The sequence below is a fragment of the Frigoribacterium faeni genome, assembly GCF_011761235.1.
Classification (GTDB): Bacteria; Actinomycetota; Actinomycetes; order Actinomycetales; family Microbacteriaceae; genus Frigoribacterium; species Frigoribacterium faeni_A.
This window is the reverse complement of sequence record NZ_JAAOYW010000003.1, coordinates 397647-417305: the sequence shown is the minus strand read 5'-3', so window position 1 is coordinate 417305 and position 19659 is coordinate 397647. Positions and strand designations below refer to the sequence as shown.

Annotated in this window: 22 protein-coding genes; 3 read left to right on the top strand and 19 right to left on the bottom strand. The window is 72.3% G+C overall.

The window, feature by feature from the left end:
• Nucleotides 1-41 precede the first annotated feature (41 nt).
• The 10 genes from pheT to infC form a co-directional block, all read right to left on the bottom strand.
• On the bottom strand, nt 42-2534 hold the full coding sequence (gene pheT, locus FHR78_RS14090; RefSeq protein ID WP_166761143.1) for a phenylalanine--tRNA ligase subunit beta: 2493 nt from the start codon (nt 2532-2534) through the stop codon (nt 42-44).
• Nucleotides 2534-3574 (bottom strand): phenylalanine--tRNA ligase subunit alpha, encoded by a 1041-nt coding sequence (gene pheS / locus FHR78_RS14085; protein WP_166761142.1) that lies wholly within the window; start codon nt 3572-3574, stop codon nt 2534-2536. The genes pheT and pheS overlap by 1 nt, the downstream gene beginning before the upstream one ends.
• Nucleotides 3575-3665: 91 nt before the next feature.
• Nucleotides 3666-4598, bottom strand: a complete 933-nt coding sequence (locus tag FHR78_RS14080; protein WP_166761141.1) for an amino acid ABC transporter permease — start codon at nt 4596-4598, stop codon at nt 3666-3668.
• Complete coding sequence (locus FHR78_RS14075) at nt 4595-5263, bottom strand: amino acid ABC transporter permease (protein ID WP_166761204.1); 669 nt, start codon at nt 5261-5263, stop codon at nt 4595-4597. The genes FHR78_RS14080 and FHR78_RS14075 overlap by 4 nt, the downstream gene beginning before the upstream one ends.
• 110 nt (nt 5264-5373) lie before the next feature.
• Nucleotides 5374-6246 (bottom strand): glutamate ABC transporter substrate-binding protein, encoded by an 873-nt coding sequence (locus FHR78_RS14070; RefSeq protein WP_166761140.1) that lies wholly within the window; start codon nt 6244-6246, stop codon nt 5374-5376.
• A 126-nt stretch (nt 6247-6372) separates the two neighbouring features.
• Nucleotides 6373-7110: an amino acid ABC transporter ATP-binding protein gene (locus FHR78_RS14065; RefSeq protein ID WP_166761139.1), complete on the bottom strand. Its 738-nt coding sequence runs from the start codon at nt 7108-7110 to the stop codon at nt 6373-6375.
• A gap of 81 nt (nt 7111-7191) precedes the next feature.
• Complete coding sequence (locus FHR78_RS14060) at nt 7192-8004, bottom strand: TrmH family RNA methyltransferase (protein WP_166761203.1); 813 nt, start codon at nt 8002-8004, stop codon at nt 7192-7194.
• A 161-nt stretch (nt 8005-8165) separates the two neighbouring features.
• A complete protein-coding gene (rplT, locus tag FHR78_RS14055) occupies nt 8166-8552 on the bottom strand; it encodes a 50S ribosomal protein L20 (RefSeq protein ID WP_166761138.1) in 387 nt (128 codons plus the stop codon).
• 29 nt (nt 8553-8581) lie between these two features.
• Nucleotides 8582-8776, bottom strand: coding sequence for a 50S ribosomal protein L35 (gene rpmI / locus FHR78_RS14050; protein WP_043596704.1), 195 nt, complete (start codon nt 8774-8776; stop codon nt 8582-8584).
• Nucleotides 8777-8779: 3 nt separating this feature from the next.
• Nucleotides 8780-9406 carry a translation initiation factor IF-3 gene (infC, locus tag FHR78_RS14045; RefSeq protein ID WP_166761202.1) on the bottom strand — a complete coding sequence of 209 codons (627 nt, stop codon included), beginning with the start codon at nt 9404-9406 and terminating at the stop codon, nt 8780-8782.
• Nucleotides 9407-9701: 295 nt separating this feature from the next.
• Between infC and FHR78_RS14040 the strand changes: the two genes are divergently transcribed.
• Nucleotides 9702-10082 (top strand): DUF1844 domain-containing protein, encoded by a 381-nt coding sequence (locus FHR78_RS14040; RefSeq protein ID WP_166761137.1) that lies wholly within the window; start codon nt 9702-9704, stop codon nt 10080-10082.
• Between the two features lie 72 nt (nt 10083-10154).
• Here FHR78_RS14040 and FHR78_RS14035 read toward each other — a convergent pair whose 3' ends face one another.
• The 6 genes from FHR78_RS14035 to FHR78_RS14010 all read right to left on the bottom strand — a co-directional run bounded on the left by FHR78_RS14035 (nt 10155) and on the right by FHR78_RS14010 (nt 14578).
• Complete coding sequence (locus FHR78_RS14035; RefSeq protein WP_166761136.1) at nt 10155-11012, bottom strand: SseB family protein; 858 nt, start codon at nt 11010-11012, stop codon at nt 10155-10157.
• A complete protein-coding gene (priA, locus tag FHR78_RS14030) occupies nt 11012-11758 on the bottom strand; it encodes a bifunctional 1-(5-phosphoribosyl)-5-((5-phosphoribosylamino)methylideneamino)imidazole-4-carboxamide isomerase/phosphoribosylanthranilate isomerase PriA (RefSeq protein ID WP_166761135.1) in 747 nt (248 codons plus the stop codon). The genes FHR78_RS14035 and priA overlap by 1 nt, the downstream gene beginning before the upstream one ends.
• 61 nt (nt 11759-11819) lie before the next feature.
• Nucleotides 11820-12455, bottom strand: a complete 636-nt coding sequence (hisH, locus tag FHR78_RS14025) for an imidazole glycerol phosphate synthase subunit HisH (RefSeq protein WP_166761134.1) — start codon at nt 12453-12455, stop codon at nt 11820-11822.
• Nucleotides 12452-13066 (bottom strand): imidazoleglycerol-phosphate dehydratase HisB, encoded by a 615-nt coding sequence (hisB, locus tag FHR78_RS14020; protein ID WP_166761133.1) that lies wholly within the window; start codon nt 13064-13066, stop codon nt 12452-12454. The genes hisH and hisB overlap by 4 nt, the downstream gene beginning before the upstream one ends.
• Complete coding sequence (locus FHR78_RS14015; protein WP_166761132.1) at nt 13063-14148, bottom strand: histidinol-phosphate transaminase; 1086 nt, start codon at nt 14146-14148, stop codon at nt 13063-13065. Before FHR78_RS14015 ends, hisB begins: the two co-directional genes overlap by 4 nt.
• Nucleotides 14149-14197: 49 nt before the next feature.
• Nucleotides 14198-14578 carry a LysM peptidoglycan-binding domain-containing protein gene (locus FHR78_RS14010; protein WP_166761131.1) on the bottom strand — a complete coding sequence of 127 codons (381 nt, stop codon included), beginning with the start codon at nt 14576-14578 and terminating at the stop codon, nt 14198-14200.
• A 252-nt stretch (nt 14579-14830) separates the two neighbouring features.
• Between FHR78_RS14010 and lexA the strand changes: the two genes are divergently transcribed.
• Nucleotides 14831-15517: a transcriptional repressor LexA gene (gene lexA / locus FHR78_RS14005; RefSeq protein ID WP_166761130.1), complete on the top strand. Its 687-nt coding sequence runs from the start codon at nt 14831-14833 to the stop codon at nt 15515-15517.
• Between the two features lie 78 nt (nt 15518-15595).
• On the opposite strand, the gene hflX is transcribed toward lexA, so the two are convergent.
• Entirely contained in the window at nt 15596-17140 is a 1545-nt protein-coding gene (hflX, locus tag FHR78_RS14000; RefSeq protein ID WP_166761129.1) for a GTPase HflX, read from the bottom strand.
• Nucleotides 17141-17221: 81 nt separating this feature from the next.
• Between hflX and FHR78_RS13995 the strand changes: the two genes are divergently transcribed.
• Nucleotides 17222-17845, top strand: coding sequence for a class I SAM-dependent methyltransferase (locus FHR78_RS13995; protein ID WP_166761128.1), 624 nt, complete (start codon nt 17222-17224; stop codon nt 17843-17845).
• On the opposite strand, the gene dapF is transcribed toward FHR78_RS13995, so the two are convergent.
• On the bottom strand, nt 17842-18720 hold the full coding sequence (gene dapF, locus FHR78_RS13990) for a diaminopimelate epimerase (RefSeq protein WP_166761127.1): 879 nt from the start codon (nt 18718-18720) through the stop codon (nt 17842-17844). The two genes, FHR78_RS13995 and dapF, sit on opposite strands and share 4 nt — an antisense overlap.
• Nucleotides 18717-19628: a tRNA (adenosine(37)-N6)-dimethylallyltransferase MiaA gene (miaA, locus tag FHR78_RS13985; protein WP_166761126.1), complete on the bottom strand. Its 912-nt coding sequence runs from the start codon at nt 19626-19628 to the stop codon at nt 18717-18719. The genes dapF and miaA overlap by 4 nt, the downstream gene beginning before the upstream one ends.
• Nucleotides 19629-19659 lie beyond the last annotated feature (31 nt).

Here is a 19659-nt window from a genome sequence, read left to right as displayed (position 1 = left end):
TCGAGTCGGTCGAGGATCGAGGGCGGCGGCGCCTCGCGAGGTCACTCGCGGAGCGTCGCCCCTGATCGCTCTCCGGCGAGGCGGACGGCCCCCTGCTTCGCCTCGGTCGCCTCGGCGGCCGTCAGCGTGCGGTCGGCCGCGCGGAAGCGCAGCGCGAAGGTCAGAGACTTGGTCGCGTCGGGCAGACCGGCCCCGCGGTAGTCGTCGACCAGCCGGACGGACTCGAGCAGGTCTCCCGCGCCCTCCCGGACGGTGTCGAGGACCTCGCCCGCGGGGACGTCGAGGGCGACCACGAGCGACAGGTCCTGTGTGGCCGCGGGGTAGGACGAGACGGGAGCGGGCTGCACCGGGACGTCGGCCAGGGCCAGGACGCGGTCGAGGTCGATCTCGGCCACCGCGACGACGCGCGGCAGGTCGAGGTCGGCGGACACGGTCGGGAGGAGCTCGCCCGCGACGCCGACGACCTCGCCGGCGACCAGGACGTCGGCCGTGCGCCCCGGGTGCAGCGACGCGTGGCGACCGGTGCGGAAGACCGCCTGGGCGCCGGCGGCCCGCACGGCGACCCTGAGGGCGTCGAGCACGTCGGCGAGGCCCGCGGCGATCGCGGCCTGACCAGGCTGCCGGTCGACGGCGTCGCCGAGGACGGCGACGGCGAGGTGCCTCGGCTGCGACGGCAGGCTCGCGCCCAGCTCGGCCAGGACCGTGTCGCTCGGACGCTCGGCGCCCGCGGGAACGTCGGCGGTGCCGTAGGCCGTGGCCTCGAGCGGGAGGAACACGGTGCCGGTCTCGAACACCGACACGTCGACGAGTCCGCGCGCGGTGTTGCGGCGCAGCACGTCGAGGAGTCCGGGCAGCAACGAGCGGCGCAGCTGCGCCGCCGCCGTGTCGAGGGGGTTCGCGAGGACGACGGCGGGGACGGCCCCGCCGTCACGCGAGCCGAAGGCCCGGTTCTGGTCGGGGCGCACGAACGGGTACGCCTGTACCTCGACCGACCCCGCGGCCGCCAACGACGACGCCACCCGGCGACGCAGCTTCTGCTCGCGGGTGAGGCCCCGGCCGGGAGGCGCGACGGGCAGGACGGAGGGGATGCGGTCGTAGCCCGTGATCCGCGCGACCTCTTCGACGAGGTCGGCCGAGGTGCGGAGGTCGCTGCGCCAGGTGGGCGGCGTGACCTGCCAGCCGTCTCCCGACGGCGCCACGTCGGCGCCGACGGCACGCAGGGCGGCCTCGACCTCGTCGTCGGAGTAGTCGACGCCCATCAGGCGCGCGGCGCGGTCGCGGGGCAGGGCGATGGCGAGGGGCGGCACGGACTCGTCGAGGACGGACCCGAGGCCGTCGGCCACGCCGCCCGCGAGCTCGACCAGCAGGTCGACGACGCGTTGGGCCGCCGGGACGGACACGGCCGGGTCGACGCCCCGCTCGAATCGGCGCGACGCCTCGCTCGGCAGCTTGTGACGACGGGCGCTGCGGGCGACGGAGACGGGGTCGAACGTCGCCGCCTCGACGAGGACGTCGGTGGTGCCGGCGCCCATCTCGGTGCGGGCGCCGCCCATCACGCCGGCGATGCCCACGGGGCCCTGCTCGTCGGCGATGACCAGGTCTTCGGCGTGGAGGGTGCGGACCTGCCCGTCGAGGGTCTCGAGCTGCTCGCCCGTGGCCGCACGACGGACCGTGAGGCCGCCCCGGAGCGTGCCGAGGTCGTACCCGTGGATCGGCTGGCCGAGCTCGAGCATCACGTAGTTGGTGACGTCGACCGGCAGCGACACCGAGCGCACCCCCGCGAGGCGCAGGCGGGACGACATCCACGTCGGCGTGGGCCGGGACGCGTCGATGCCGCGCACCACCCGGGTGACGAAGGTCGAGACGGCCCGACGCCCGCGGACCGGGGCGTCGTCGACGACGCGGACCGCGAAGCCGTCGGCCGCGTCGGGCCGGACGCGCTCGACGGGGTCGACGAACGAGGCGCCCGTCGCGTGGGAGTACTCGCGGGCGACGCCGCGCATGCTCAGGGCGTAGCCGCGGTCGGGCGTGACGTTGATCTCGACGGCGGCCTCGTCGAGCCCGAGCAGCGCGATCGCGTCGGTGCCCACCTCGGGGTCGAGGCCGAGCGAGCTGAGGAGGAGGATGCCGTCGTGCTCGTCGCCGAGGCCGAGCTCGCGCGTCGAGGCGATCATGCCGTCGGACACGTGGCCGTAGGTCTTGCGGGCGGCGATCGGGAACGGGCCGGGCAGCACGGCACCGGGCAGGGACACGACGACCTTGTCGCCGACCACGAAGTTGTGCGCGCCGCAGACGATGCCGCGGACGTCGTCAGGCCCGACGGCGACCTGGCACCAGTTGATCGTCTTGCCGTTCTTCTGCGGCTCGGGCTGGAGCTCGAGCACCTGGCCCACCACGAGGGGGCCGGTCACGTCGCCGACGTGGACGTCTTCTTCTTCGAAGCCGACCGAGACGAGGGCGGCGTGGACGTGCTCGAGCGAGACGTCGTCCGGCAGGTCGACGTGCTCGCCGAGCCAACTCAGCGGAACCCGCATCAGACCACCATCCCGAACTGCTCGCTGAACCTGACGTCGCCCTCGACCATGTCGCGCATGTCGTCGAGGTCGTTGCGGAACTGGAGCGTCCGCTCGATGCCCATGCCGAAGGCGAAGCCCTGGTGGACCTCGGGGTCGATCCCGGCCGCCCGCAGGACGTTCGGGTTGACCATGCCGCAGCCGCCCCACTCGACCCAGCGCGCGCCTCCCTTCGCGTTCGGCTGCCAGACGTCCATCTCGGCGCTCGGTTCGGTGAACGGGAAGTAGTTCGGCCGGAGGCGGATCTGGGCCGCCTGCCCGAACATCGACCGGGCGAGGTGCTCGAGCGTGCCGCGCAGGTGCGCCATCGTCAGGCCGCGGTCGATCGCGATGCCCTCGATCTGCGTGAAGACGGGGGTGTGGGTCGCGTCGAGCTCGTCGGTGCGGAAGACGCGGCCGGTGGCGACGTTGTAGACGGGCAGCTCTTTCGCGAGCAGGGTGCGGATCTGCACCGGCGAGGTGTGCGTGCGCAGCACGAGGTGCGCGTCGACGGGGTCGACGAAGAAGGTGTCCTGCATGGCACGCGCCGGGTGGTCGGCGTCGAAGTTCAGCGCGTCGAAGTTGAACCACTCGTGCTCGAGCTCGGGGCCCTCGCTGACCTCCCACCCCATGCCGACGAACAGGTCGAGCATCTCTTCTTGCAGGAGCGCCAGGGGGTGCCGGGCGCCGGGCCGGCGCCGCGTGGGCAGGGCGGTGACGTCGACGGCCTCGTCGGCCAGCCGCTGGGCCTCTTCGAGCTCGGCGAGCTGGCCCTCGCGGGCGGCGACGGCCTGCCCGACCCGGCCGCGGGCCCCGCCGACGAGCTTGCCGGCGGCGGCCTTCTGGTCGTTCGGCAGGTCGCGGAGACCGGCGTTCATGCGTGCCAGGACCGACGCCTCGCCGACGTGCTGAGCACGCGCGGCCTTGAGCTCGGAGACGGAGGCGGCGGTCGCGACGGCCGCGAGGGCGGCGTCGACCGCGGCCGAGACGGCCTCTTCGGAGATGGGGACGGAGTCTGACACGAGAACCAAGCTTAGCGATCGTTCGGAGGACGACCCGCGCGTCCTCGTGCTGTGCGGACGAGGAGGCGCGGGCCAGGGACCTGGGGAGGGCTCAGAGGTGCCCGCCGCCTCCCCCGGTCTCGCCGGTGGTGGCGGGGACGTTCGGGCGGCCTGCGCGGGCCGTCCAGCCGGGGCCGCCGAGACCGCCCTTCGTGCGGACGACGCCCCGGCGGCCCGTGCGGCGGTCGACGACGCGGACGACCCACGACAGCAGGAGGTTCGTCGCGAGGTACACGACCAGGACCACGGCGAACAGGGTGAACGTGTAGCGGCTGCCGTAGTAGGTGCCCAGGCGGTTGAGGCCCTCGCGGGTCAGCTCGACGTAGCCGACGATGTAGCCGAGCGAGGTGTCCTTCAGCAGGACGACGAGCTGGGCGAGGATGATCGGCAGCATCTGCCGGAACGCCTGGGGGAACTCGATGAGGAACCGCGTGCTCGTGGGCGTCAGCCCGAGGGCGAGCCCCGCCTCGCGCTGCCCCTTCGGCAGCGACGCGATGCCCGCGCGCAGGGCCTCGCCGATGAGGGCGCCGTTGTAGACAGCCAGCGCTGCGACGACGGCCCAGAAGGCGCCCGTCGAGAAGACCAGCAGGATGAAGAGCATCATCAGCAGCACGGGCATGCCGCGGAAGAACTCGAGCACGACGGTCGTGGGCACGCGGACCCAGCGGGACCGCGCCGTGCGGAGGAACGAGAACAGCACGCCCACGAGGACGGCCAGCACGGAGGCGATGGCGGCCGCCTGCAGCGTCGCGACCCAGCCGCGGCCGATGGCACGCCACAGGGCTAGGTCGCCGAGGATGTCCCAGCGCGAGGCGTCGAGGACGCCCGGCGTCACCGCTCCGTTCGCGCTGACGCGGGGACGACCGAGCAGGTAGGCCACGTACCCGAGCAGGGCCAGGACGAGGACGACGCCGACCACCGAGATGATCCGCGACGTGCGACGGGCCTTCGGCCCGGGTGCGTCGTAGAGGACGTTGGTGCTCATCGGAGGGCTGCGACTCTCTGCTCGACGACGGCGGCGACCCGGCCGAGCGTGACGGTGATGACGAGGTAGAAGACGGCCACGGCGAGCAGCGTCGTGATGACGGCGTCGCCGCGGTCGTTCGCGATGTAGCGGCCCGCGGCGAACAGCTCGGCCACGAAGAAGCCGCCGGCCACCGAGGTGTTCTTGGTCAGGGCGATGAAGACGTTGATGAGCGGCGGGACGACCATCCGGACCGCCTGCGGCAGGATCACGTGGGCGAGCGTCTGCCCGAAGCCGAGCCCGATGCTGCGGGCGGCCTCGGCCTGCCCCACAGGCACCCCGTTGATGCCCGACCGGATGGCCTCGGCCACGAAGGGCGACGTGTAGAGCGTGAGCCCGATGACGGCGAGCGGGAAGTAGCTGCCGAAGTCGACACCCAGGTACGGCAGCACGAACGCGCAGAAGAACAGGACGAGGGTCAGCGGGGTGTTCCGCAGCGCCTCGGTGTACGTGGTCGCGAAGGCCCGGAACGACGCGACGGGCGAGATGCGCATCGCCGCCACCACGAAGCCGATCAGCAGCGCGCCCACGCCCGACAGCAGCATGAGCTGCAGCGTCGTGACGAAGCCGTTCCAGAAGCGGGGCCAGTTGTCGGTCACGGCGTCGAGGCCGGGGATGACGTCCAGGGGGTTCACGGGTGGGTCCTCAGGTCGGGGCGGCGGGTCCGCGAGGGCGGTCCGCAGGAGGCGGTGGCGGGCACCGCGCGCAGGTCGCGTCGCGGTGCCCGCCGGTGTCGCTAGTAGCGGTCGATCGCCGGGGGCTCGGGGGTCTCGAGGACCTTGCCGGCCGTCTTCTCCCACAGCTCGTCCCAGGTGCCGTCGTCCTCGGCGTCCTGCAGGGTGTCGTTGACGAACTCACGGAACTCGGTGTCGTCGAGCGCCAGGCCGATGCCGTAGGGCTCGGCGGTGAAGGGCTCGCCCACGACCTCGAACTCGCCCTCGTTCTGGTCGGCGAGGCCGGCCAGGATGACGTTGTCGGTCGTGACCGCCTGGACCGCGCCCGTGCGCAGCGGCTCGAGGCAGTTCGAGTAGGTGTCGGTCGCGATGATGTCGCTCGGGGAGCTGACGTACTCGGCGATGTTCGCCTCGCTCGTCGAGCCGCTGACCGTGCAGACCTTCTTGCCGGCGAGGTCGTCGACGCTCTCGATGCCGTCGGGGTTGCCCTCGAGCACGAGGAGGTCCTGACCGGCCTCGTAGTACGGCCCGGCGAACGAGACGACCTCCTTGCGGGCGTCGTTGATCGTGTAGGTCGCGATGACGAGGTCGACCTGGCCGTTCTGGATGAACGGCTCGCGGTTCGCGGAGACCGTCTCGACCCAGTTGATCGAGTCGGGCTGGATGCCGAGCTTGGCCGCGATCAGCTTGCCGATCTCGGCGTCGAAGCCCTCCGGCACGCCGTCGGGGTTGGCCAGGCCGAACAGCGGCTGGTCGAACTTCGTGCCGATGGTGATCTCGCCGGCGTCGGCGAGCTCCGCCATGGTGCTGCCCGCGGCGAAGTCGGCCGGCGTCTCGACGTCGACGGCGGGTGCCGACGAGTCGGTGCAGGCCGTCAGGCCGAGCACCGTCACGGCGGCTGCGGCTGCGGCGACGAATCCCTTGCTGAGTCGCATGTCGTTCTCCTTGCTGGGTGACCCGGTCGACGGTCGACGTCCGGGAGTCTGGTGGGGCGCCTCCTCGGCGGTGCTCGGAGGAGGCGCGCAGGCCGTCGGCGCGCCCACGACGGGGCGCCGCGGGCCTCAGTGCGTGAGGATCTTCGAGAGGAAGTCGCGGGCGCGCTCGGAGGAGGGCGCCGTGAAGAACTGCTCGGGCGTCGCCTCCTCGACGATCTGGCCGTCGGCCATGAACACGACGCGGTCGGCCGCCTTGCGGGCGAAGCCCATCTCGTGCGTGACGACGATCATCGTCATGCCGTCCTTCGCGAGCTGGACCATGACGTCGAGGACCTCGGTGATCATCTCGGGGTCGAGCGCGCTCGTCGGCTCGTCGAGCAGCATGACCTTCGGGTCCATCGCGAGGGCCCGCGCGATCGCGACGCGCTGCTGCTGCCCGCCGGACAGCTGCGCCGGCATCTTCTGCGCCTGGTTCGCGACGCCGACCCGGTCGAGCAGCTCCATCGCGCGCTTCTCGGCCTCGGCCTTCGAGCGCCCGCGGACCTTGATCTGGCCCAGCGTCACGTTCTCGAGCACCGTCTTGTGCGCGAACAGGTTGAAGCTCTGGAACACCATGCCGACGTCGGCCCGGAGCTTCGCCAGCGCCGACCCTTCTTCGGGGAGGCGCGTGCCGTCGATGCTGATGACGCCGTCGTCGATCGTCTCGAGCCGGTTGATGGCCCGGCACAGGGTGGACTTGCCCGAGCCGCTGGGCCCGATCACGACGACGACCTCGCCGCGCCCCACGGTCGTCGACACGTCCTTCAGGACGTGCAGCTGACCGAAGTGCTTGTTGACGTGGTCGACCACGACGAGGGGTTCCATGGGTCCACACAAACAGACGCCCGGAAGGGGGTCAAACTCACAGCTGATTCGTAACGCAACCGAAACGAGCCGTCCGGTGGCCTAGGACCGCTGGGCGAAGGCGCTCTCGTAGAGGCAGACGGAGGCGGCGGTCGCGAGGTTCATGGACTCGGCGTGGCCGTAGATGGGCACCACCACCGCGCGGTCGGCCCGGGCCAGGTCGTCGTCGGTGAGGCCGCGCGCCTCGTTGCCGAAGAGCCACGCCGTCGGGGCGTCGAGGACGCCGTCGCGCCGGGCCTGGAGCAGGTCGTCGCCCTTGACGTCGGCGGCGATGACCTGCACGCCGGCCTCGGCGCACCGGGCCACGACGCTGGCGAGGTCGACGCCCACGGCCACCGGCACGTGGAACAGGGAGCCCGTCGTCGCCCGCACGACCTTCGGGTTGTAGAGGTCGACGCTGCGTCCCGTCATGACGACGGCGTCGGCTCCGGCCGCGTCGGCGGCACGGATGATCGTGCCGGCGTTGCCCGGGTCGCGGACCTCCTCGAGGATGGCGATGAGCGTCGGCCCGCCGTCCTCCCCCGCGGCGAAGATGTCCTTCACCGACGTGGGGAACTGGCGGCAGACCGCGACGACTCCCTGGGGCGTCACCGTGTCGGCCATGGCGTCCAGCACGGCCTCGGTGACGAACTCGGCCTCGAGGCCCGCGTCGTCGGCCGCCCCGGCCAGGGCAGGGTGCCGCTCGAGGGCGGTCGGCGTGACGAACAGCTCGACGACCAGCTCGGGGCGGAACGCGAGCGCCTCGGAGACCGCCTGCGGCCCCTCGAGCAGGAACAGACCGGTCTCCGTGCGCGCGTCCCGCTTTGTGAGCTTCGCCACCGCTCGGACTCGGGGCGAACGGGGGTTGTCGATCAGGGGGGTGCGCACGCGACCACTATGCCTCACCCGACCCGCGCCTCCTCGGCCGACTCACCCGCGGAGCGCGACCCGCGCCCGCGGCCGCCGGCCGGCACGGAGGACGACGGAGGGCCCGGACAGCAGGTGCTGTCCGGGCCCTCCGGGGGTGGTGCAGACGACTACGCGGCGGCCTTCGGAGCCGACGTGTCGGCGGGCAGCGCGGCCTTGGCCGTCGCGACGATCGACGCGAAGGTGGCGGGCTCGTGCACGGCCAGCTCGGCCAGGATGCGGCGGTCGACCTCGATGCCGGCCAGGGACAGGCCCTGGATGAGGCGGTTGTAGGTCAGGCCGTTCTGGCGCGACGCGGCGTTGATGCGCTGGATCCACAGGCGGCGGAACTCGCCCTTGCGCGCACGGCGGTCACGGTACGAGTAGACGAGCGAGTGGGTGACCTGCTCCTTGGCCTTGCGGTACAGGCGCGAACGCTGACCGCGGTAGCCCTCGGCGCGCTCGAGGATGACGCGACGCTTCTTGGCGGCGTTGACCGCCCTCTTGACTCTTGCCATTTTCTTGTTCCCTTACGTTCTGCGTCGGCTCAGTGACCGAGAAGCTTCTTGGCGACCTTGGCGTCGGCCGGAGCCAGCACCTGGTCCTGGTTCAGGCGAGCCTTGCGCTTGGCGCTCTTCACCTCGAGGTTGTGGCGCATGCCGGCCTGCTGCTTCATGATCTTGCCGGAACCGGTGACCTTGAAGCGCTTCTTGGCGCCGGAGTGGGTCTTCTGCTTGGGCATCTGTTACTTGCTCTCTTCTGTCGGCTCGGCCGGTGCATCGGCCGGTGCCTGGTCGGACGTCGGGTGCTTCGGCGGCTTGGCGGCGGCCTTGCGAGCTTCGGCCTCGGCCTTGGCCTCGGACTTGTTCTTGTGAGGGCCGATCACCATGACCATGTTGCGGCCGTCGATGGTCGGGGTCGACTCGACGCTGCCCCACTCGGACACGTCCTCTGCGAAGCGCTGGAGGAGGCGGACGCCCTGGTCGGGACGCGACTGCTCGCGACCGCGGAACAGGATCATGGCCTTGACCTTGTCGCCGCCCTGGAGGAAGCCCTCGGCGCGCTTGCGCTTGGTCTCGTAGTCGTGCTTGTCGATCTTCAGGCGGAAGCGCACCTCTTTGAGGATGGTGTTCGCCTGGTTGCGACGAGCCTCCTTCGCCTTCTGGGCGGCCTCGTACTTGAACTTGCCGTGGTCCATGATCTTGGCCACGGGGGGCTTCGAGTTGGGGGCCACCTCGACCAGGTCGAGCTCGGCCTCTGCCGCGAGACGCAGGGCCATGGCGATGGGGACGACGCCGACCTGTTCTCCTCCGGGGCCGACGAGGCGGACCTCGGGGACGCGGATGCGGTCGTTCGTACGGGGATCGCTGATGCGGAACTCCTCTGTCGGTGCTTCGTCACATGCTGCACCGGGCGGGGCAGCAGGGAAAGAGGAGGTCCGTGCAGCGGTCGCTCTCGCGACGCGCGCCGCCTGTCGACGGACGTGCACTGCACCCTGGCTGCTCGGCCTGCGCCGCCTCGAGGATCGCTCTTCGGGGTGGTGCTGATCGAACGGGGTGCCAACAACCCGGTAACCTCGTGTGACGGTCAAGCGCGGGTGGGAGAATCTCCACTTTCGCACGCAGCAGACGCTGCGAGCCTGGAGAAGCCTAGCAGAGGATCAGCACGTGAGCCACACCCCCCACACCGAGCCCGACGCCGCAGCCGCAGCCGCACCGAGCGGTGCCGACGAGGCGGTCCGCGACATCGCGGACGTCAACGCCGTCGAGGTCATCAACACGGTCGCCGTGCACCTCATGAGCGCGGCGGCGGTCAAGGTCGGGCTCGCCGACGACCCTGCCGCCCAGACGGACCTCGACGAGGCCCGCAAGCTCATCACCTCGCTCGCGGGCCTGGTCGTCGCCAGTGCGCCGGAGATCGGCGACCAGCACGCGCGGGCCCTCCGGGACGGCCTGCGCTCGCTGCAGCTGGCGTTCCGCGAGGCGAGCGCCATCCCCGACGCGATCGGGCAGGGCCCGGGCGAGAAGCTCACCGGCCCGGTCACCTAGGCCCTCGGGCCGGCCGGCCTGCGCAGGCGGTCTGGCCGGCAGGGCCGCCGGTCTGGCCGGTCTGGCCGCCGGTCAGGCCGGTCTGGCCGCGACGACGCTCACGGACATGCTGTCGACGCGGTCGACGATGAGCGCGTCCGCCTGCCAGGCTTCCTGGAGGCGACCGAGCAAGGCGCCGAGCTGCTGCTGGTCGAGGCCGGCGCGCACGGCGAGGCGCACGACGACCTCGGGCGTGCCGAGGCGGGCATCCCGGTAGCCCGGCGCGACGGCGAGGCCGACCAGCGCCTCCTCATCCGTCGACGCGGCGAGGAACGCCTGCAGGACGGCCTCGTCCGCGTGGGCCGGCACCCAGGGCACGTCCTGTGCGACGGCCCAGAGCGCCGGCCGGCGCACGCCGAACTCGGTGTCCGAGCCCGGGTCGAGCACGAGGTGGTCGGTGCCCTCGGAGACGGCGGCCAGGGCGATGCGACGGGCGTCCGCGGGCACGGGACGCGCCGTCGCGTCCCACGCCCGCAGCGTGTCGACGCTCGAGAAGGCCGGCAGCACGGCGCGCCCGTCCGGACCCGCCACCGTCACGATCGAGAGCTCCTGGGTCTTGTCGACGCGACGACCGTGCTCGTCGACGCCCTCGTCGCCCGCCACGGCCACGAGCGGGATGAGCAGACGGGCCGGCCTCAGGGCGTCGACGACCTCGGCCTCGCCCAGCTCGCCGGTGCCGAACCGCACGAGGGCCTCGAGGAGGCGCGGGTCGGCCGAGCCGTCGTCGCCCGCGTACGCCGTGTCGTGGTGCGCGAAGGTCCGGCCCGCGAAGGTGCGGCCCGCGCTGTCGGCCGGGGCGTGGTCGTGGCCGTGGCCGTCGGCACCGCCGTGGGCGTGGCCGTCGCTCTCGCCCCCCGGGAGCCCGGGAGCGGCGTCCCGCTCGGGGAGCATCAGTCGGAGGCGACGTCGAGCGCGGCCGCGAGCGTGAACGCCCCGGAGTACAGCGCCTTGCCGACGATGGCGCCCTCGAGGCCGTGCGGCACCAGCTCGCGCAGGGCCGCGATGTCGTCCAGGCTCGAGATGCCGCCGGAGGCGATCACCGGACGGTCGGTGCGCTCCATCACTTGGCGGAGCAGCTCCGTGTTCGGCCCGGTCAGGGTGCCGTCCTTCGTGACGTCGGTGACCACGTATCGCGCGCAGCCGGCGTCCTCGAGACGGGCCAGGACCGTCCAGAGGTCGCCGCCGTCCTCCGTCCAGCCCCGTGCGGCGAGGGTCGTGCCCCGCACGTCGAGCCCGACGGCCACGGCCTCGCCGTACTCGGCGATCACGTGGGCGGCCCACTCGGGGTTCTCGAGGGCCGCGGTGCCGAGGTTGATCCGCTTGACGCCGGTGCTCAGGGCGTCGTCGAGCGACCGGTCGTCGCGGATGCCGCCGCTGAGCTCGACGTCGATGCCCTTGACCTGCTTGATGACCTTCTTGATGACGGACCGGTTGTCGCCGCGCCCGAAGGCCGCGTCGAGGTCGACGAGGTGCAGCCACTCGGCGCCCTGCGACTTCCAGTCGTCGGCGGCGGCGACGGGGTCGCCGTAGCCGGTCTCGGTGCCCGCCTCGCCCTGCGTGAGGCGGACGGCCTGGCCGCCCGCGACGTCGACGGCGGGGAACAGGGTGAGGCCGGGGGTCGTGCAGAAGTCGCTCATGGTGTCTCTCTCGCGGGCACGCCGCGTGACGGGGCCGGGACCAGCCGGCCCCGCGGTCGGGTCAGAGGGTGCCGAGCCAGTTCGAGAGCAGCCGGATGCCCGGCTGTCCCGACTTCTCGGGGTGGAACTGCGTCGCCCAGAGCGGACCGTTCTCGACGGCGGCGACGAAGCGCCCGCCGTGGTCGGCCCAGGTGACGTGGGGCTCGGGGAACGGGCGGATCACGTCGAGCGTCCACGACTGGGCCGCGAACGAGTGCACGAAGTAGAAGCGCTCGTCGCGCACGCCCTCGAACAGGACGCTGCCCTCGGGAGCGTCGACGACGTTCCAGCCCATGTGGGGCAGCACGTCGGCGCGCAGCTCGTCGACGACGCCGGGCCACTCGCCCAGGCCGCCCGTCGTCGCGCCGCGCTCGACGCCGCCCTCGAAGAAGACCTGCATGCCGACGCAGATGCCCATCACGGGTCGGCCGCCCGCCAGGCGGCGGTCGACCATCTCGGCCCCGCCCACGGACTGCAGCTGGCTCATGACGGCGCCGAACGCGCCGACGCCCGGCACGAAGAGGCCGTCGGCCGCCTGCACCCGGGCCTTGTCGCGCGTGAGCTCGACGTCGGCGCCCGCGAGCTCGAGGGCCTTGACGGCGGAGTGGACGTTGCCGCTGCCGTAGTCGAGGACCGCGACCGTGGGACGCGCGGTCACAGCGCGCCCTTCGTGGACGGCACGCCCGACACCCGGGGATCGGGCTGGACGGCCTGGCGGAGGGCCCGCGCGAACGCCTTGAACTCGGCCTCGGCGATGTGGTGCGGATCGCGGCCGCCGAGCACGCGGACGTGCACCGTGATGCCGGCGTGGAACGTGATCGCCTCGAAGACGTGGCGCACCATCGACCCGGTGAAGTGGCCGCCGATGAGGTGGTACTCGAACCCCTCGGGCTCTCCCGTGTGCACGAGGTAGGGCCGACCCGACACGTCGACCACGGCCTGCACGAGCGCCTCGTCGAGGGGCACGAGCGCGTCGCCGTAGCGGGAGATGCCGGCCTTGTCGCCCAGCGCCTCATTGAGGGCCCCGCCGAGCACGATGCCCACGTCCTCGACCGTGTGGTGCACGTCGATGTGGGTGTCGCCCGAGGCCGCCACGTCGAGGTCGATGAGCGAGTGCTTCGACAGCGCGGTGAGGAGGTGGTCGAAGAACGGCACCGAGGTGTCGATCGACGAGCGACCGGTGCCGTCGAGGTCGAGGGACAGCCGGATGCGGGACTCGCTCGTCTCGCGGGACGAGGAGGCGGTGCGGGCGCGGGACTGATCGGTCACGAGGAGAGCCTAATGTCGCGCAGGGCGTCGAGGAACGCGGTCGTCTCGGCCTCGGTGCCGGCGCTCACCCGCAGGTGCCCCGCGATGCCGAGGTCGCGCACGATGACCCCACGGGCCAGGAGGCGGCGGAACACGTCGGCCGGGTCGTCCACCCCGCCGAAGAGCACGAAGTTGGACCAGGTCGGCCACGGGCTGTAGCCGAGCTCGGTGAGCACCCGCACGATGCGGTCGCGCTGCTCTTTGATGTCGTCGACCATGGCGAGCATCTCGTCGGCGTGCGCCAGGGCCGCGACGGCCGCCGCCTGCGTCAGCGCCGACAGGTGGTAGGGCAGACGGACGAGACGCAGCGCGTCGACCACGGCCGGGTGCGCCGCCATGTAGCCCACCCTGGCCCCGGCGAAGGCGAAGGCCTTGCTCATGGTGCGGGAGACGATGAGGCGCTCGCGCCCCTCGAGCAACGTGAGAGCGGTCGGCTGGCCCGCGGGCATGAACTCGGCGTAGGCCTCGTCGACGAACACCATGCCGTCGGTCGCGTCGTACGCGGCACGGACCGTGTCGAGGTCGAGGGGGGTGCCCGTCGGGTTGTTCGGGCCGCAGAAGAAGACGATGTCAGGCTGCAGTCGCTCGATCTCGGCGACCGCCGTCTCGGGTGAGATCGTGAAGCCCTCGTCTCGCGCACCCTCGACCCAGGTGCTGCCCGTGCCGGCCGTGATGATCGAGTGCATCGAGTACGTGGGAGGGAAGCCCAGCACCGAACGCCCGGGGCCGCCGAAGGCCTGGAGGATCTGTTGGATGACCTCGTTCGAGCCGTTCGCCGCCCAGATGTGGTCGCGGGTCAGGCCGTGGCCGAGATAGCCCGCGAGGGAGTCGCGCAGTGCGCTGAACTCACGATCGGGGTACCTGTTCACGTCGCCGAGAGCGTCACCCAGGGCCGCGAGGATGTCGGCGGCGACGTCGGCGGGGACCGGGTGCGTGTTCTCGTTGACGTTCAGGGCGACGGGGACGCGCTCCTGCGGGGCGCCGTACGGCGTCAGCCCCCTGAGGTCGTCGCGGATGGGCAGGTCGTCGAGGCTGAAGGGCACGCGTCCATGGTAGGCGGCGGCAGGCGCCCCACCCGACGCGGGGCGTGCCTCAGCGCGAGTACTTCTCGGGCACGGCCAGGGTCTGGCCCGCAGCCACCTCGGCGCTGGGCAGGTTGTTCAGGCGGACGATGTCGCTGACCACGTCACGCGGGTCTTTCGTCGGGGCGATCTCGCTCGCCACCTGCCAGAGCGTCTCGCCCCCGTCGACCGTCACCTGGGAGAAGGAGACGTCGGACGCCTGGTCGGAGGCCACGGCGCCCGGGCCCAGGAGGACGCCTGCCGCGACGACGGCGACGACGCCGAGCCCGGCCGATGCTCCGAGCACTCGCCGGCCACGACGCGTGATGCGCAGGCGCGTGCGAGGCGTCGCCGTCGCGGCCCGGGGGGCGAGCGTCGAGGGGACGTGGATCGGAGAGATGGTGGCGCTCATGAGGTGGTTCCTTTCACCGCGAGAGTTGACGTACGAGTTCGTGCCCGGCACTCGGCCGGGAATGCCGGACACGAAGACGTGTACCGAACATATCTTCGATCCGACGCGAGGGCAAGCAGTTCGTTCGAACATCTCAGCAGGAAAGCGGCGACACACTCGAACATGTGTCTCGCCAGGAGCCCATGATCCGCTAGATTCGCCCTCGGTGGTGCGAGTACACCAGCGACCACCGACATCGACGGCAGGAGAGACATGACCGACCGGCAGAGCGCCACCGCGACCGCCCCGGCGACGCCCCCGCGCAAGGCGCTCACCGCCAAGCAGGACTCGATCCTCACCGCGATCCAGGCGAGCATCGCGCAGTTCGGCTACCCGCCGAGCATGCGCGAGATCGGCGACGCGGTCGGCCTGAAGTCGCTGTCGAGCGTGACGCACCAGCTCAACCAGCTCGAGCTCGCCGGCCGCATCCGCCGCGACCCGAACCGCCCCCGCGCCCTCGAGGTGCTCGGCGACCCGGCGCCGGCAGCCCCGGTCACGAACATCCTCTCGACCAGCGACGACGGCGACACGGCGCACGTGCCCATGGTCGGCCGGATCGCCGCGGGCATCCCCATCACGGCCGAGCAGCAGGTCGAGGACGTCATGCCGCTGCCCCGTCAGCTCGTGGGCAAGGGCGAGCTCTTCATGCTCCGCGTCGTCGGCGAGTCGATGATCGACGCGGCGATCTGCGACGGCGACTGGGTCGTCGTGCGGCAGCAGCAGGACGCCGAGAACGGCGACATCGTCGCGGCCATGCTCGACGACGAGGCCACGGTCAAGGTCTTCCGCCAGCGCGACGGCCACACCTGGCTGCTCCCCCGCAACAGCGCCTTCGAGCCCATCGTCGGCGACCACGCCCAGATCCTCGGCAAGGTGGTCGCGGTGCTGCGCTCGGTCTGATGCGTCCCGCGCACGACGAAGCGCCTCCTGCCCCGGTCGGGGAGGAGGCGCTTCGTCGTGCGGTCGACCCGGCGACGGTCAGGACGCGGCGGTCTCCGCCTGCACGAACGGCGACAGGGCGGCGACGTCGCTCGGGTAGACGCGGGCGTGGACGCGAGTGCCGCGCTCGTCGTAGTCGGTGGTGAGGACGCGTCCTGCCTCGTGCAGGTGCGAGACCACGTCGCCGCGGTCGTAGGGCACGAGCAGGTCGAGCTCGACCTCGGGCTCGGGCAGCAGGCCCGCCAGCCGCTCGAGCAGCTCGTCGATGCCCTCGCCGGTGCGGGCCGACACGAAGACGGCCGTGGGCTCGAGGCCCCGCAGCACGAGCCGCTGGCCGTCGTCGACGAGGTCGCTCTTGTTGAAGACGACGACCTCGGGGATGTCCCGCCCGTCGACCTCGCCGACGACCTCGCGGACCGTGGCGAGCTGGGCAGCGGGATCGGGGTGCGAACCGTCGACGACGTGCACGATGACGTCCGAGCCGGCGACCTCTTCGAGGGTGGAGCGGAACGCCTCGACCAGCTGGTGCGGCAGGTTGCGGACGAACCCGACGGTGTCGGCGTAGGTGAACGGACGGCCGTCGGCCGTGGCGCTCTTGCGCACCGTGGCGTCGAGGGTGGCGAACAGCGCGTTCTCGACCAGGACGCCCGCGCTCGTCAGGCGGTTCAGCAGGCTCGACTTGCCGGCGTTCGTGTAGCCGGCGATGGCCACCGACGGCACCTCGTTGCGGTCGCGGTTCGCGCGCTTCGCGTCGCGCGCCGGCTTCATCTCCTTGATCTGCCGACGCAGACGGGCCATGCGCGTGTGGATGCGACGACGATCGAGCTCGATCTTGGTCTCGCCGGGCCCCCTGCTGCCCATGCCGGCGCCGGCGCCGCCGACCTGGCCGCCGGCCTGGCGGGACATGGACTCGCCCCAGCCGCGGAGGCGCGGCAGCAGGTACTCGAGCTGGGCGAGCTCGACCTGGGCCTTGCCCTCCCGGCTCTTGGCGTGCTGGCTGAAGATGTCGAGGATCACGGCCGTCCGGTCGATGACCTTCACCTTGACGACGTCCTCCAGCGCACGACGCTGGCTCGGCGCGAGCTCGGTGTCGGCGATGACGGTGTCGGCACCGAGGGCGGCGACGGTCTGCCGCAGCTCTTCGGCCTTGCCCTTGCCGAGGTACGTGCTGGGGTCGGGGTTCGGGCGCCGCTGCAGGAGCCCGTCGAGCACGGAGGCCCCCGCGGTCTCGGCCAGGGCGGCGAGCTCGCGGAGCGAGTTCTCGGCGTCGGAGAGGGACCCCTGCGACCACACGCCGATGAGCACGACGTTCTCGAGCCTCAGCTGTCGGTACTCGACCTCGGTGACGTCCTCGAGCTCGGTGGAGAGACCGGCCACGCGCCGCAGCGCCGCCCGGTCCTCCCTGTCGTACTGCTCGCCGTCGCCCGTGCCGTCGAGCGACCGGGTCTGGATGGCCTGGGCCGGCGAGAAGATCGTGTACGCGGACGCCCGGGACGCCGCACGGTCCAGGACGCGTGCGACGACGTCGTCGTCGTGCCGCCCGTCGCGCTCGTCGTCGAGCGGGGTCGTCGGGGTGTCTGTCATCGAAGTGATACTAGCCCTCCGGAGGGGGTCGGACCTGGGCCGCGGAGGGCCAGGCGGGTGATGTTCGGTAGGTTGTCGTCCATGGCCAGCGACCACTACTTCTCCCCGAACCCGGAGAGCGAGCTGCGTCGACGGACGATCACGGCGACCCTCGCGGGTCGCCAGCTGTCGCTCACGACGGCGTCGGGGGTCTTCAGCCCCGAACGGGTCGACCCGGGGACCGCCGTCCTGCTCGGCGAGGTGCCGCCGCCGCCCGCGACGGGCGACCTGTTGGACGTCGGGTGCGGGTGGGGCCCCATCACACTGAGCCTCGCGTTGTCGTCACCCGACGCGACGGTGTGGGCCGTCGACGTGAACGAGAGGGTCCTCGACCTCGTGCGGGAGAACGCACGGGCCGCGGGCCTCGTCAACGTCAACGCCGTGACGCCCGACGGTGTTCCCGACGGGCTGCGGTTCGCAACGATCTGGTCGAACCCGCCCATCCGGGTCGGCAAGGAGGTGCTGCACGGCATCCTGCAGACCTGGCTGCCGCGCCTCGAGCCCGGTTCCGACGCCTGGCTCGTCGTGCAGAAGAACCTCGGCTCCGACTCGCTGCAGGCCTGGATGAACACGACCATGGCGGACGCCGTGACCGTCGAGCGGGCGTCGACCAGCAAGGGGTACCGCGTGCTGCGGGCCCGGCGCGCCTCCCCCGTGGACGCCTAGAGGGCCAGCGCCCCGCTGTAGACGAGCTCGGCCGGGCCGCTCAGCGACACGTGCTCGCCGTCGTCGCCCGCGGAGACGTGGACGCCCAGCACGCCGCCGGGCACCGCGACCCACCAGTCGAGAGGCGCCCCGGGCCCGGCCCAGTGCCGGACGGCGAGGGCGGCCGCGGCCGCTCCCGTGCCACAGGACAGGGTCTCGCCGCTGCCCCGCTCGTGGACGCGCATCCTGATGTGGCCCACACCGTCGACCACCAGCGGGTCGGACGGCACCACGAACTCGACGTTGGCACCGGCCTCGGGCGCCGGGTCGAGCACGGGGACCCAGGTGAGGTCGAGGCCGTCGAGCTCGTCGTCCGACGCGAGCGCGACGACGACGTGCGGGTTGCCGACCGAGATCGACAGCCCCGGGCGGGCGGCGTGGAGCTCACGTGCCCGGACGGTGGGCTCGCCGTCGCCCAGCGACCACACGCCGAGATCGACCCGGAAGCCGGAGCCGTCCCGCTGCACGCGACGCACGCCGGCCCGAGTGCCCACGGCCAGGGTCTCGCCCTCGGCGAGCTCGACGAGGCCGCGCTCGGTCAGGTAGCGGGCGAAGACGCGGACGCCGTTGCCGCACATCTCTGCCACGCTGCCGTCGGCGTTGCGGTAGTCCATGAACCACTCCGCGGTCGCGTCGTCGGCCAGGGCCGCCGCCCCGGCCGGCAGAGCGGCCGACCGGACGGCACGGATGACGCCGTCGCCGCCCACGCCGAAGCGGCGGTCGGTCAGTGCCCGGACGGCGACGCCGTCGAGGTCGGTCTCGCCGTCGGCGTCCGTGAACAACACGAAGTCGTTCCCGGTGCCCTGTCCCTTGGTGAACTGGAGCGTGGTGGTCACGCCAGGAGTCTAGCGAGGGCTCGCTCGACGGCCTCCGGGTCGCCCGTCGACGACCAGTCGACGCCGTGGTAGCGCTTGAACCAGCTGACCTGGCGGCGTGCGTAGCGCCGGGTGAGGGCCTGAGTCTCGACGATCGCGGACTCCTCGTCGAGATCGCCCCTCAGCTGCGCGGCGGCCTGGGCGTAGCCGATGGCACGGGACGCGGTCACGCCGCGGGCGAGCCCACGCGGCAGCAGCTCACGGACCTCGTCGACGAGGCCGTCGGCCCACATGCGGCGGACGCGGTCGTCGAGCCGGTCGACGAGCACGGCTCGCTCTTCGGACACGCCCACGATCGAGGAGGGGCGCCACCGGACGGCCTCGTCGGGCAGGGCTGCCGAGAACGGCTCGCCCGTGATCTCGCCCACCTCGAGGGCCCGGACGAGCCGCCGCGCGTTGTGCGGCCCGATCCGCTCGGCAGCCACCGGATCGGTGCGGGCCAGCAGAGCGTGCAGCGCGCCCGGGCCGGAGCGCTCGGCCAGCTCTTCGAAGCGGCGTCGCACGTCGGCGTCCGTTCCGGGGAACCGGAAGTCGAAGAGCACGCTCGAGACGTAGAGACCCGAGCCGCCGACGAGCAGCGGGACGGCACCCCGGGCGGACACCTCGTCGATGACCGCACGGGCCCGTGCCTGGTACCACTCGACGCTGGCCTCGTCGGTGACGTCGAGCACGTCGAACAGGTGGTGCGGGATGCCCCGACGCTCGTGCTCGGGCACCTTGGCCGTGCCGATGTCCATGCCCCGGTAGAGCTGCATCGCGTCGGCGTTGACGATCTCGGCCGGCCGCCCGGACTGCCGGAGACGTTCGGCGAGGTCGAGCGCGAGGGCCGACTTGCCGGTGCCGGTGGACCCGACGACGGCGGTCAGCACGTCAGGCGCCCCGGGACGTCGCCAGGACGCC

What these genes read in the sequence shown, in the direction of transcription:
- pheT (WP_166761143.1), bottom strand. Translation starts at nt 2,534, where the DNA reads ATGCGGGTTCCGCTGAGTTGGCTCGGCGAGCACGTCGACCTGCCGGAC.
- FHR78_RS14080 (WP_166761141.1), bottom strand. Translation starts at nt 4,598, where the DNA reads ATGAGCACCAACGTCCTCTACGACGCACCCGGGCCGAAGGCCCGTCGC.
- FHR78_RS14070 (WP_166761140.1), bottom strand. Translation starts at nt 6,246, where the DNA reads ATGCGACTCAGCAAGGGATTCGTCGCCGCAGCCGCAGCCGCCGTGACG.
- FHR78_RS14065 (WP_166761139.1), bottom strand. Translation starts at nt 7,110, where the DNA reads ATGGAACCCCTCGTCGTGGTCGACCACGTCAACAAGCACTTCGGTCAG.
- rplT (WP_166761138.1), bottom strand. Translation starts at nt 8,552, where the DNA reads ATGGCAAGAGTCAAGAGGGCGGTCAACGCCGCCAAGAAGCGTCGCGTC.
- rpmI (WP_043596704.1), bottom strand. Translation starts at nt 8,776, where the DNA reads ATGCCCAAGCAGAAGACCCACTCCGGCGCCAAGAAGCGCTTCAAGGTC.
- FHR78_RS14035 (WP_166761136.1), bottom strand. Translation starts at nt 11,012, where the DNA reads ATGCTCCCCGAGCGGGACGCCGCTCCCGGGCTCCCGGGGGGCGAGAGC.
- priA (WP_166761135.1), bottom strand. Translation starts at nt 11,758, where the DNA reads ATGAGCGACTTCTGCACGACCCCCGGCCTCACCCTGTTCCCCGCCGTC.
- FHR78_RS14010 (WP_166761131.1), bottom strand. Translation starts at nt 14,578, where the DNA reads ATGAGCGCCACCATCTCTCCGATCCACGTCCCCTCGACGCTCGCCCCC.
- lexA (WP_166761130.1), top strand. Translation starts at nt 14,831, where the DNA reads ATGACCGACCGGCAGAGCGCCACCGCGACCGCCCCGGCGACGCCCCCG.
- hflX (WP_166761129.1), bottom strand. Translation starts at nt 17,140, where the DNA reads ATGACAGACACCCCGACGACCCCGCTCGACGACGAGCGCGACGGGCGG.
- FHR78_RS13995 (WP_166761128.1), top strand. Translation starts at nt 17,222, where the DNA reads ATGGCCAGCGACCACTACTTCTCCCCGAACCCGGAGAGCGAGCTGCGT.